The 12,920-nt window shown below is 61.0% G+C and carries 7 protein-coding genes and 1 pseudogene; 5 read left to right on the top strand and 3 right to left on the bottom strand.

What is annotated here, in order from left to right; translation table 11 throughout:
• Nucleotides 1–120: 120 nt before the first annotated feature.
• The 3 genes from ACG2K1_RS02720 to ACG2K1_RS02710 all read left to right on the top strand — a co-directional run bounded on the left by ACG2K1_RS02720 (nt 121) and on the right by ACG2K1_RS02710 (nt 6,026).
• Nucleotides 121–717 (top strand): NUDIX hydrolase, encoded by a 597-nt coding sequence (locus tag ACG2K1_RS02720; RefSeq protein ID WP_395428137.1) that lies wholly within the window; start codon nt 121–123, stop codon nt 715–717.
• A gap of 138 nt (nt 718–855) precedes the next feature.
• Nucleotides 856–2,565: a molecular chaperone HscC gene (locus ACG2K1_RS02715; protein ID WP_395428138.1), complete on the top strand. Its 1,710-nt coding sequence runs from the start codon at nt 856–858 to the stop codon at nt 2,563–2,565.
• 89 nt (nt 2,566–2,654) lie between these two features.
• Nucleotides 2,655–6,026: a hypothetical protein gene (locus tag ACG2K1_RS02710; protein WP_395428140.1), complete on the top strand. Its 3,372-nt coding sequence runs from the start codon at nt 2,655–2,657 to the stop codon at nt 6,024–6,026.
• Between the two features lie 465 nt (nt 6,027–6,491).
• On the opposite strand, the pseudogene ACG2K1_RS02705 reads toward ACG2K1_RS02710, so the two are convergent.
• Nucleotides 6,492–8,625, bottom strand: a pseudogene (locus ACG2K1_RS02705) (M3 family metallopeptidase).
• Nucleotides 8,626–8,927: 302 nt separating this feature from the next.
• Here ACG2K1_RS02705 and radA point away from each other — a divergent pair.
• Both radA and ACG2K1_RS02695 read left to right on the top strand, forming a co-directional pair.
• On the top strand, nt 8,928–10,310 hold the full coding sequence (radA, locus tag ACG2K1_RS02700; RefSeq protein ID WP_395428142.1) for a DNA repair protein RadA: 1,383 nt from the start codon (nt 8,928–8,930) through the stop codon (nt 10,308–10,310).
• A gap of 106 nt (nt 10,311–10,416) precedes the next feature.
• Complete coding sequence (locus ACG2K1_RS02695; protein WP_009427353.1) at nt 10,417–11,640, top strand: aspartate kinase; 1,224 nt, start codon at nt 10,417–10,419, stop codon at nt 11,638–11,640.
• A 79-nt stretch (nt 11,641–11,719) separates the two neighbouring features.
• Here ACG2K1_RS02695 and ACG2K1_RS02690 read toward each other — a convergent pair whose 3' ends face one another.
• Together ACG2K1_RS02690 and ACG2K1_RS02685 are read right to left on the bottom strand one after the other, a co-directional pair.
• The gene (locus ACG2K1_RS02690) at nt 11,720–12,148 is read right to left on the bottom strand and encodes an EamA family transporter (protein WP_395428144.1); all 429 of its coding nucleotides are present in this window, start codon (nt 12,146–12,148) and stop codon (nt 11,720–11,722) included.
• Nucleotides 12,149–12,236: 88 nt separating this feature from the next.
• The gene (locus tag ACG2K1_RS02685; protein ID WP_395428146.1) at nt 12,237–12,749 is read right to left on the bottom strand and encodes a thioredoxin family protein; all 513 of its coding nucleotides are present in this window, start codon (nt 12,747–12,749) and stop codon (nt 12,237–12,239) included.
• Nucleotides 12,750–12,920 lie beyond the last annotated feature (171 nt).

The following is a 12,920-nucleotide window of genomic DNA, read 5'->3' as shown; positions in this document are numbered from 1 at the left end:
CGGCCTAAAACGGCGCGGATTATAACGCAAAGGCCGTCTGAAAGCGCCCCCGCCGCAGATCCTGCCGTTGAAAAAGCGTCCGCGAAACCGTAGCATCCGTACCTTTACCCGCCCGCCGCCATGACCCCCGCCAACCTCCCCGCCTTTCTCTCCACCCTCCACCGCCGCGCCCCCTGCGCCACCTTAAACGCCCGCAATTTCAGCATGGCGCGGCACTGCGCCCCGTTTAAAGAAGCCGCCGTACTCGTCGGCATCGTTCCCGACGCGGCGGGCGCACAGCTTTTGCTCACCCGCCGCACCGACAGCCTGCGCCACCACGGCGGCCAGATTGCCTTTCCCGGCGGCCGCCAAGACCCGCAGGACGGCGGCAGCCACACCGCCACCGCCCTGCGCGAAGCCGCCGAAGAAATCCACACCCCGCCCGAGAGCTGGCAAACCTTCCCGCCGCTCGCCCCCTTCTACACCCCCGCAGGCTACGCCGTCCGCCCCGTTCCCGCCCTGCACACCGGCGGCACATGGCGCGCCAGTCCCGACGAAGTGGCGGAAATCTTCCTGCTGCCGCTCGCCACCGCCCTCAACCCCGCCAACTACCGCTTCCGCCCCCTGCCGCAAGACCCCGCCGTCTCCGTTCCCGCCCTGCCCTATCTTCACTACGACATCTGGGGGCTGACCGCCGCCGTTCTCTACCACATCGCCCAAGCGGCAGAGGCCGTCTGAAAACACCGGCGGGCTTTCAGGCTGATGCCGTCATTTCCGTTTGTGACAAAAAGGCCGTCTGAAAACAAAAATTCTGTTTTCAGACGGCCTTGTTTTACAATACGCGCCTTTTCTTCACAAACATTTAACCAAACCGCCATGACACCGCAAATCGGCATCGACCTGGGCACCACCAACAGCCTGGTTGCCCAATTTCTCGACGGCGAAACCCGCCTGATTCCCAACCGCCTCGGCCACTTTCTCACACCCTCCGTCGTCAGCGCCGACGACGCGGGCAATATTCTGGTCGGCCTCGCCGCCCGCGAGCGGCTGCGTACCGCGCCGCAGTCCACCGCCTCGGCCTTCAAACGCTTTATGGGCACGGACAAAACCTTCCGTATCGGCGGCAAAAACTTCCGCGCCGAAGAGCTGTCGGCGCTGGTGCTGAAGCAGCTTAAAGAAGACGCCGAAGCCTTTTTGGGTGAGGCCGTTACCGACGTTGTGATTACCGTGCCCGCCTATTTCAACGCCATCCAGCGCCAGGCCACGCGCAACGCGGCGCAAATGGCGGGGCTGAACGCGCTGCGCCTGTTAAACGAACCCACCGCCGCCGGCCTGGCCTACGGCCTGCAGGAGCGGCCGGACGACACCCGTTTTCTGATTTACGACTTGGGCGGCGGCACGTTTGACGTATCCGTGCTCGATTATTTCGACGGCGTGGTGCAGGTGTCCGCCAGCGCGGGCGACAACCATCTGGGCGGCGAAGATTTCGTGCAGGTGCTGCGCCACTGTTTTTTGCGCCAGTGCAAAGACTTGAGCGACGGCGAACGCGCCAAACTTACTGACAGCAGCGAATTGTGGCAGGCGTTGGAAACCGCCAAGCGCAAACTCGGCGACGAGATGCAGGCCGAAATCGCCGTGAATATCAACGGCCGCATGGTGTCGGCAACCATCACGCGTAACGAGTTCCACGAAGCCGCCAAGCCGCTGATGGCGCGATTGCGCCGCCCGCTCGAACGCGCCCTGCGCGATGCCAAGCTGCGCCCCGATCAAATCGACAGCATTATTCTGGTCGGCGGCGCCACCCGTATGCCGCTGATCCGCCAGAGCATTGCCCAACTGTTCCGCCGCATTGCCAACGTATCGGTCAATCCCGACGAAGCCATCGCCCGCGGCGCGGCGGTTCAGGCTGCCCTGATTGCCCGCGACGAGAGCGTGGAAGAAGTGGTGCTCACCGATGTGATGCCCTTCTCGCTGGGCGTGGAAACCGGCATTCCGCTGGAAAACGGCGGCCGCATCGAAGGCCGCTTTTCGCCGATTATCGAGCGCAATATGCCGGTGCCGGTATCGCGCGTCGAACGCTACGTGACCGCCTTTGACCAACAAACCGCGCTGGCATTTGAAGTGTTCCAGGGCGAATCGGCCGTTGCCCGCGAAAACCTGCATCTGGGCACGATGGAAATCAAAGTCCCGCCGCGCCCCGCCGGCGAAGTGTATGCCGACGTGCGTTTCAGCTACGACATCAACGGCCTGCTCGACGTGGACATCAGCAACGACGAGTTCGACATCCGCGCCAACCAAACTTTCCGCCACAACAGCGCCAACCTCAGCGAAACCGAAATCCAAGCCTCGCTGGCCAAACTCGCCGCGCTCAAAGTGCATCCGCGCGAGCAGCAGGAAAACGTCTATCTCTTGGAAAAAGCCAAACGCCTCTACGAAGAATACCTCGGCGACCAGCGCCAAACCATCGGCCACGCCCTCGCCCAATTCGAGCGCGTATTAGAGAGCCAAGACCCCGCCGCCATCCGCCGCGCGCAAAAAGAGTTCGGCGATTTCCTTACCCACTACGACGGCGGCTGGCTGCTGTAAGGCCGTCTGAAAGCAATCTCTGTCTGCACCAAAAGGCCGTCTGAAACCAAAAATGCTGTTTTCAGACGGCCTCCCACCGAAAGCCTGTTATGTCCTGCTGGCAAATCCTCCACATCGAGCCGACCAACGATACGCGCGCCATCCGCCGCGCCTACGCCAAACTTTTAAAAACCACCCGTCCCGACGACGACGCGGCCGCCTATCAAACCCTACGCGAAGCCTTCGACGAAGCGCTGGCCATCGCGCCCTATCTGGCAACCGATGATGAAGACGACGACTGGTCGTTTGACAACGAAGACAGCGAAGCCGAAACAGGCCGCGCAGACGGACAAGCGTTTTCAGACGGCCTTGGCGAAGCCGACGACACGGCGATGCCGTCTGAAAACGCCGACCGCATCATCCGCCACATCCAAAACATTCACCACCAAGCGGGCGGACGCGGCCTGCTCAAACTGTGGCCGCCGATTGCCCGCCGTATCACCGCGCTTGACGAATACGAGCGCGGCGAAGTGCTCGGCTACTTGGCCGGATGGCTGCAACAGCCCAGCGGCCTGCCGAAAAAACTGCGGCAACGCTGGCAGAAAGACTACGGCCTGTCCGCCGGTCAGGAATATCAGGAGAGGCCGTCTGAAAACCAAGAAGACGACTTTTTTGCCGGACTGTTTATTGTCGAAGCCGAGCCCGAAGCGGGCGTGGACGCACAGGAAAGCGTGCGCGCCCTGTTCAGCCAGATAGACCGCTGGTACGACAGCGACGGCATCCGCCCCGTACTCGAACATCTGGACGAAATCGAAACGGCATTCGCCGCCTTCCCCCTCGAAGACACGGGCTACCTTGCCTACCACTGCCTGCAATGGCTGCGGCGGCGGCAAATCCGCAACCCGCACCTTTGGCTCTCGTGGGCGGAATATTTCGGCTGGGGCGACTACAACCGCTCCTTCCTGTCGGGCAACAGTCTCAGCGAAGAAGAGCTGGAAAACCTCGCCGCCTACCGCCAAGACACCCTGCAAACCCCCGCCCCACCGCCGCGCAGCCGCGAAAGCGAAGCGGAACTTTCGGCACAGCTGGCCGTGCAGTTGGAAAATTGGTTTGCAGAAGGCGGCGACAAAAAACTGACGGAATGCTGGCCGAAAACGCGCGACCTGTTCAACCGCTTCCCGCTCGGCTCGGCCGACAGGCTCTCCCGCCAATGCGCCGCCTTCCTGCACGACCGCGTCACCGCGCCGCTGGTCTGGCAGCGTTGGGCAAAATATTTCGGCTGGACGGCCAACAGCTTCCCCAACCTGTTTTCCACGGAAGAAACGCGCCTGCTGGCCGCCAGTACCGATGCCGAAACCGTTCCCGCCGATCCGTCCGAACGCCTCTTCGCCCTGCTCGACAAGTTCGCGGCAGAAGGCGGCAGCGCCGCCCTACTGCAACAGCGCACGCGCATCGAAACCCTGCTGCACGAGATACCGCCCGAGGCAATCGACGCCGTTTCAGACGGCCTTGCCGCCTTTTTGCGCGAACGCGGCCTCGACAGCCCGCAGCTGTGGCTGCTTTTCGCCGACAGCTTCAACTGGTTCGCCCCGTTCTACCGCCATCTTTTGGACGCAGGCGAAGCGGCGGAACTCGAACACTGGCGGCGGCTCGAAGCGCAGGACTTCCCCGCCGCCGCCTTCCTCTCCCCATCGTGGCCGGAAGCCGTGTCCGTGCACGCCGCCGGCCTGATCCGCCGCATCTGCCGCACCTATTGGCAGGAAGGCAGCGGCGGCCTGCTGGCAGCGTGGCCGCAGCTTGCCCGCGAACTCGAAAAAAACCATTACGAAGACTACGACACCGTCACCGCCTTCCTCTCCTGCTGGCCACACCCGCAGCGCCTGTCGCGCCGCCTGCTGCTGCTTTGGCAGGAACACTACGGCACACCCATACCCGATGCCGACGTGCCGCGCCGCTTCGCCGAAACGGAAGAAGACGGCGCAGACACAGAATACGGCGCAGACGGTTTTTCAGACGGTCTCGGCTTTTCAGACAGCCTCGAAGCCGATCACATCTTCGCTTTCCTGCAAGAATGCAACGACAAGGACGGCAGCGCCGCGCTGGTGCAGGCGTGGCCGCAAATCCGCGCCATGCTCGACGAGCTGCCTTTGGGCGGCGCCGACGAAGTTTCGCCGCATTTCGCCGACTTCCTGCGCCGCAGGCGCATCACCCATCCGCTGCTGTGGACGCAGTGGGCGGACTATTTCCGCTGGCACGAAGACTTCCGCAACCAAATCCTCTCGCCCACGGAATCCGAACGGCTCGCCGCCTACCGCCGCACCGCCGCCCTTTTGGCAGGCATAGGCATAACAAGTGCGGACGATCCGTCTGCCCAAGAAACCCTTTCAGACGGCCTCGGCAACCCGCCCCGCATCATGCCCTACACCCGCGCCTTCGCCCGCTTCCTCGGCCGCAGCCCCGGTTTTTGGCGCAGCCTGGCCGCTGCCTGCGCCGTGATGGCAGTCTGGCCGGAAGTCAGCCGCGAAACCGATCCTGCCGAACGCGACGAAACCGCCGCCTTCCATCCCTCCCTCTACCGGCTGTTTGAATGGGGCAGCGAATGGCGCGGCGCCTGGCTCATCATCATCCTTTCCGCCTGCATCACCGCGGGCGTTTGGTTTTCGCCGAGCGAAGGCGGCCAATCCTTGCCGTGGGGCATCCTTGTCGGGCTGTTCGCCGGCGCTTTCTTCACCGCGCTTTCCATTGTCGGCTACAGCCTCTTAGTCGGCCTGCCCGCCAATATTCCTTGGCTGGCAAACTGGCTGCAAACCACATGGCCGCGCATCAAATACCACCCCAAAGCCGTGCCCCTGTTCCTCATCACCCTGCCCGCCCTGCCGTCCGTAGTGGCGCACATCGCGCCCGACGGCGAATACAACGGCCTGATTACCTTCTGCTGCTTCGCCGCGAGTGCCTTCTACTACTTTCCCCACTGCTTCGGCGACAAACAGACCGACAGCACATGGAACTGGAACTGGACGGCCGCCCTGCTCAGCCTCGCCCCCACCGTCGAATGGATAGCGCAGGCTCTGCCCGAAAATATGCGGCTCGACGCTTTGGCCGCCGTTTTGCTGTGGTTCAACGCCAACCTGTTTCTGTTTTTCGACCGCAGGGCGCGTTTCGAGCGCATCGCCGCCTTTATCGGCCGCGCTGCCCGTTTTCAGACGGCCTCCATACCGCTGCGCCCCTTTGCCGCCATAGCGGCGGGCGTGTTGTGGCTGCTGCTGATACCCGCCTACACCCTGCGCACCGCCATGAACAGGCAATACGGTCTGATTCTCGAAACCGCCGTGATTGCCGCCGTGCTGATGATTCCCCTACCCGAAACCCTCCACCCGCACGGCCTGCTGCTCTTTTACCCCGCCCTGATGCTGGCCGCCTGGCTGCACCTGCTGCTCACCCGCACCGTACTGCGCCTGCTCGAACGCTTCCCCGCCGCGTAAACGGTAAGGCAGAAAGGCCGTCTGAAAGCCGAATCTCGGTTCGGCCGTAGGTCGGATACTTGTATCCGACATTTTCAGACCATCTCCGCATGAATCGCGCGGGGATAACATTTCTGAAACCGAAAATCCCACCACGCACCTTACCCCCTCTCCTGCGCCCGCGCGGGGGAGGGTTGGGGAGGGGGTGGCAGTTCGCAGAACTGCATTTTCCGCCGCCCGCAAAATTTTCCGCAGCGGCGCAGCCCCCACCCTAACCCTCCCCCGTTTATGCCCCGAAGGGGTACGAGCGGGAGAGGGAACTCTGTTGCTTGATAAGTTTCAGAAACGTCATTCCCGCGCAGGCGGAAACGGCCTTCAATCAGTCTGAAACCCAAAAGGCCGTCTGAAACCAAATTTCGGTTTCAGACGGCCTTTTGCTGTCAACACACATATGCGAAACGCCGGCACGCGGCGCGTTCAGACGGCCTATTTGATGCCGTAGGATTTCAAGAGTGCGGCGGTGTCGGGGTTGCGGCCGCGGAAGGCGCGGTACATATCGGCGACTTTGCGCGAGCCGCCCCGGCCGAGGAAGGTGTCGAGGAAATGCTGACCCGCTTTGCGGCTGAGTACGCCGTGTTCTTCAAAATAGGCGTAGCCGTCGGCGGCCAATACTTCCGCCCACAGGTAGCTGTAGTAGCCTGCCGCGTAGCCGCCGCTGAAGATGTGGCCGAACGATTGGGCGCGGTGTACCCAGTCGGGTTCGGGCAGCGGCGAGCCTTGTTGCAGCTCGCGGCGGATTTTGTCCGCCAAGCCCGCTTGGCCGCGATATTCGTGGTACAGGCGGAAATCGCTGAGGGCAAATTCGATCTGGCGGTTGAGCTGGCGGGCGGCAAGGTAGCGTTTGGCGGCAATCAGGCCGTCGATGAGCTTGGGCGGCAGCGGCTCGCCGGTTTGGTAGTGCGGAAGCCAGCGGCAATACTTCTTTGTTCCATACCCAGTTTTCCAGCATCTGGCTGGGAAATTCCACCGCGTCCCACGGTACGCCGTTGATGCCGGATACGGCGGCGACGTTGATTTGGGTGAGCATTTGGTGCAGGCCGTGGCCGAATTCGTGAAACAGGGTTACGGCTTCGTCGTGCAAAAGCAGGTTGTTGCCGTCGGCCGATTTGCCGAAGTTGCACACGATAAACGACACAGGTTTTTGCTCGGTGCCGTCGGAAAGGCGGCAGCGGCTGAGCCAGCCTTTTTGCCACGCGCCGCCGCGTTTGCCTTCGCGGGCGAAAATGTCGGTGTAAAACGATGCGGCGTGGCGGCCGGCCTCGTCGTAAATTTCAAAAAAGCGCACGTCGGGATGCCACACCGACACATCTTTTTTCTCGCGCACGCTGATGCCGTAAAGGCGGTTGGCCACGGCAAACAGGCCGGACAAGACTTTTTCCAGCGGGAAATACGGCCGCAGGCTTTCTTTATCCACGGCATAGCGTTCGGTTTTTTGTTTTTCGGCGTAATAGGCGGTGTCCCACACTTCGAGCTTGTCGAGGCCGTCTGAAGCGCGGGCGTATTCCTGCAGCTCTTCGGTTTCTTTAAACCATTGCGCCCTGCTGCGCGTTTTCAAATCGTTGAGAAAACCCAAAACCTGCTGCGGGCTTTCGGCCATGCGCGTTTGCAGCGCGTATTCGGCGTAATTGCGGTAGCCCAAGAGCTTGGCCTGTTGCAGGCGTAGCTTCAAAATTTCTTCGATAACGGGCGTGTTGTCCCATTTGCCGCGCAGCGCGGCGCGGTTGGCATAGGCGCGGTAGAGTTCGGCGCGCAGCTGGCGGTTGCGGCAGTAGGTCATGATGGCGGAGTACGAAGGGTAATCCAGCGTAAAACGGTAGCCCTTTTTGCCCTTGCTTTTGGCCGATTCGGCGGCGGCGGCCAGCGCGTTTTCGGTAAGGCCGTCCAAATCGGCCTTGTCGGCAACGAGTTTTTCCCAATGCTTCACCGCATCAACCACATTGTTGTCAAATTTGGTACGCAATTCGACCAAGCGGCGGCTGATGGCGGCAAACTGCTTTTTCTTCGCCGCAGGCAGAGCCACGCCCGAGAGCTTGAAATCGCGCAAAGCCAGTTCCACCGCCGCTTTTTGCGCCTGCGTATAACCGGCAAAGGCCGCGCCGTTTTTCAGCTTTTCAAACGCGCGGTAAAGCTGCGTGTTTTGGCCGTACCACGCCCAATATTCGCTGTTTTTCGCCTCGGCCGTTTCAAACGCGCGGCGCAGGCCGTCTGAACCGTCCATGCTCACCAGATGCTCGGCGATGCCCCAGGCGTATTCCAGCTTGGCGGTAATGTCTTCCAGCGGCAGATAAAAGTTTTCCCAAGTGATGTCGGGCTGGCGGCTCAACGTTTCCACCGCCTCGCGGTGTTTTTTCAGCAGAAAATCCGCCGCAGGATTAATGTGTTCGGGCTTGACGGCGGCAAAGTCGGGCAGGCGGCCGAATGTTAAGAGCGGATTGTTTTTCAGATGCTCCGGCAAGGGCAGCGGCAAAGGCTGCGCGGCGGCAGATAAGGGCAGCGGCAGGGCAAACGCAGCGGCAAGGGCTGCGCCCGTTTGCAGGAATCGGCGGCGGTGAAGTTGCATGGTTTCTCCTTCGGGTTTGCGGAATACGGCATAATTTAACGTGTCTTTACGAAATCGGCAAGGCAGCCGCGCATCTTGCATTCCGAAGCGAAAACCGCATAATGCCCGCGCCCGTTTGCAGGCGCCCGGGCAGCTTCGGGAGATTCAGGCCGTCTGAAAAAACGTTTCTCCTTTCAGACGGCCTTTTCAGACGGCCTCGAACGGGAAGGCCGTCTGAAACCATCCCAATCCCGCTTTCGGGCTGCCTATCCGCCCGCCCCAAAAGCAGCCTGAACCCCCACCCCACACGCAAGGAATTCCCCATGGCAAAAGCCCCCAAAACCATCTACCAATGCTCCGAATGCGGCGGCACCGCCGTCAAATGGCAGGGCAAATGCCCGCATTGCGGCGAGTGGAACACCTTGCAGGAAAGCGTCGCCGCGCCCGAGCCGAAAAACGCGCGTTTCCAATCGTGGGCGGCAGACAGTGCGCAAGTGGTGGATTTGTCGCAAGTGAGCGCGGTGGAAGTGCCGCGCCAGCCCACAGGCATGGGCGAGCTAGACCGCGTGCTCGGCGGCGGCTTGGTGGACGGCGCGGTGATTTTGCTCGGCGGCGACCCGGGCATCGGCAAATCCACGCTGCTGCTGCAAACCGTCGCCAAAATGGCGCAGAGCCGCAAGGTGCTGTATGTGTCGGGCGAGGAATCGGCGCAGCAAGTCGCCCTGCGCGCGCAGCGGTTGGGCGTGCAAAGCGAGGGCATCCATCTGCTGGCAGAAATCCGCTTAGAGGCGGTTCAGGCTGCCTTAAAGCAGCATCAGCCCAAGCTGGTGGTCATCGATTCTATTCAAACCATGTATTCCGACCAAATCACATCCGCCCCCGGCAGCGTGTCGCAAGTGCGCGAATGCGCGGCGCAGTTCACCCGCATCGCCAAGCAAATGGGCATCGCCATGATATTCGTGGGACACGTTACCAAAGACGGCGCAATCGCCGGCCCGCGCGTGCTGGAACACATGGTGGACACGGTTTTGTATTTTGAAGGCGACCAGCATTCCAACTACCGCATGATCCGCGCGATTAAAAACCGCTTCGGCGCGGCGAACGAATTGGGCGTGTTCGCCATGACCGAGCAGGGCTTGAAAGGCGTGTCCAACCCGTCGGCGATTTTTCTGGCAAGCTGGCGCGACGACGTGGCAGGCTCGTGCGTGCTGGTAACACAAGAAGGCAGCCGCCCGCTGTTGGTGGAAATCCAAGCGCTGGTGGACGACGCGCACGGCTTCACGCCCAAACGTTTAACAGTAGGGCTGGAACAAAACCGCCTGTCCATGCTCTTGGCGGTGCTCAACCGCCACGCCGGCATCGCCTGCTTCGACCAAGACGTGTTTCTCAACGCCGTCGGCGGCGTGAAAATCGGCGAACCGGCTTCCGACTTGGCGGTGATACTGGCGATGGTATCGAGCTTCCGCAACAAAGCCCTGCCCGAGAAAATGGTCGCCTTCGGCGAGATTGGTCTCAGCGGCGAAGTGCGCCCCGTCGCCCGCGGGCAGGAGCGGCTCAAAGAAGCGGAAAAACTCGGCTTCAAACGCGCCATCGTCCCCAAAGCCAACCTGCCGCGCAACGCCAAAGAGTTTCCGAATCTGCAGATTTACGGCGTGGAGCGGCTGGATGAAGCGGTGCGGCTGTGTCGGGATTTGGCAGACGGGTGAAACGGGCGCGAAAGGCCGTCTGAAAGCCTGCCAAACGCCTTGTCGGCACGGCGAAAAATGGCAATAATACCGCCTTTTTCGATTCTCCACACAAGAAAGCACGAAAATGGCACTTATCGTACAAAAATACGGCGGCACCTCGGTCGGTTCGCCCGAACGTATCAAAAACGTTGCCAAACGTGTCGCCAAAGCCCGCGCCGAAGGTCATGACGTGGTCGTGGTGGTGTCCGCGATGAGCGGCGAAACCAACCGCTTGGTGGCACTGGCGCACGAAATGCAGGAATTCCCCGACCCGCGCGAGCTGGACGTCGTCCTCGCCACCGGCGAGCAGGTCACCATCGGCCTGCTGGCTATGGCCTTGAAAGATATCGGCGTGCCCGCCAAAAGCTACACCGGCTGGCAGGTCGCCGTGCAAACCGACGACGCGCACACCAAAGCCCGCATCGACCATATCGACGACGGCAAAATGCGCGCCGACCTGAAAGAAGGCCGCGTCGTTATCGTTGCCGGTTTCCAAGGCGTGACCGCAGGCGGCGACATTTCCACCCTCGGCCGCGGCGGCTCGGACACCTCCGCCGTCGCCCTGGCCGCCGCGCTGGAAGCCGACGAGTGCCAGATTTACACCGACGTCGACGGCGTCTACACCACCGACCCGCGCGTCGTGCCCGAAGCCCGCCGCATGAGCACCATCTCCTTTGAAGAAATGCTCGAGTTGGCCAGCCTCGGCTCGAAAGTTCTGCAAATCCGCTCGGTGGAATTTGCCGGCAAATACAAAGTGCGCCTGCGCGTATTGAGCAGCCTGGAAGACGGCGGCGAAGGCACCCTGATTACCTTTGAAGAGGACGAAAACATGGAAAAAGCGGTTGTAAAAGGCATCGCATTCGACAAAAACCAAGCCCGCATCAACGTGCGCGGCGTCTCCGACAAACCCGGCATCGCCTACCAGATACTCGGCAGCATCGCCGACGCCAACATAGAAGTGGACATGATCATCCAAAACGTCGGCGCTCAGGGCACCACCGACTTCTCCTTCACCGTGCCGCGCGGCGACTACAAACCGACGCTCGACCTGATGAACGGCCTCAAATCCGATCTCGGCGCAGCCGAAGTAAACGGAGACGACACCGTGTGCAAAGTCTCCATCGTCGGCGTCGGCATGCGCTCGCACGCGGGTGTGGCGGCGCAGATGTTCCGCGCCCTGGCCGAAGAAGGCATCAACATCCAGATGATTTCCACCTCCGAAATCAAAGTTTCCGTGCTGATCGACGAGAAATACATGGAACTGGCTACCCGCGTGCTGCACAAAACCTTTGGCTTGGAACAGGCCTAATCCCGCTGCAACGATGTCAAAAGGCCGTCTGAAAACCCCGAATCGGGTTTTCAGACGGCCTTTTTATATTTCAGACGGCCTATCTCTTCAAAACCAGCGTCAGCACGCCGCCCGCAATCATGGCGATGCCCAGCCATTCCTGCGACGACGGCCGCTCTTTCAGGAACACGACGGCAAAGAGCGCGACCAAAACAATGCTGAATTTGTCGACCGGTGCCACTTTCGACGCCTCGCCCATCTGCAAAGCCTTGAAATAGGCCAGCCATGACGCGCCCGTTGCCAAGCCCGACAACACGAGAAACGTCCAGTTTTTCGCTGTGAACGCACCCACGCCCTGCCATTTTCCCGCGTAGCTGAGAAAGGCCGCCAGCGCGGCGATAATCACCAGCGTGCGGATAAAGGTGGCGAAATCGGAATCGATGCCCTGCAAGCCCGCTTTGGCGAAAATTGCCGTCAGCGCGGCGAAAAAGGCCGAAGCCAAAGCCCAGTAAAACCATGAATGTGCCATGTTGCTATTGCTCCTTTCCTGCCAAACAGCGGTAAAACATTTTCAGACGGCCTTTGGCAAAAATAAAGAGGCCGTCTGAAAAGCCCGTTTACAGCCCGTTGGCATCCAGCCAACGCTCCAAATCCTTGGCGCGGATGCCGCCGTTGTCCTCAAAATCCAGCTTGTTCTGCTGCCTGCCGCCGGCGTATTTCGCCAGCACGGGCGTGCCCGACAGGCCGTAGCGCTGTTTGAACGCCTGCCATTTTTCCTTGTCCTGATGCAGGCGGTGGACGTTGACAAACCAGATTTTGCCGTCGAGTCTGCGTTGCGCAATGTAGCGTTTGAACAGCGGCTCGAAGGCGTTGCAGTCGCCGCAGCTCGGGCGGCCGATGTAGGCGTATACCGTGTCACCCGCCGCCACGCGCCGCTCGAATTCGGCCGCAGTCAGGCTGCCCAAGTCGAAATAAATGTCGCTGTAAGTATCCTGATAACGCTTGGTGTTTTCCGCCGACAGGCGTACTGCCGTCTCCATCTGCTTCCACTCGGTCTCTGTTCTGCCGCCGGCATGGGCGGTCAGCGCGGCCGCCGCCAACACCAGCGCCGCCGTTTGTTTCATATTCATGCTGCTCTCCTTTTTCGGGTTGGGATGCTTTATTTTACGCCGCGTAAAGGCCGTCTGAAAGCAAAGTTAAAACCGTGTTTCAGACGGCCTTTTGTTCCACTTCCCGCGCCGCGGCGGGTATAATGCGCGCCATTTTTTGACACAGTTAAACCGAGGCCGTCTGAAACCTTT

The organism is Neisseria sp. 23W00296 (assembly GCF_044772855.1).
GTDB lineage: Bacteria > Pseudomonadota > Gammaproteobacteria > Burkholderiales > Neisseriaceae > Neisseria.
The sequence above is the reverse complement of the archived record's forward strand: the minus strand, read 5'-3'. Positions and strand labels throughout refer to the sequence as shown.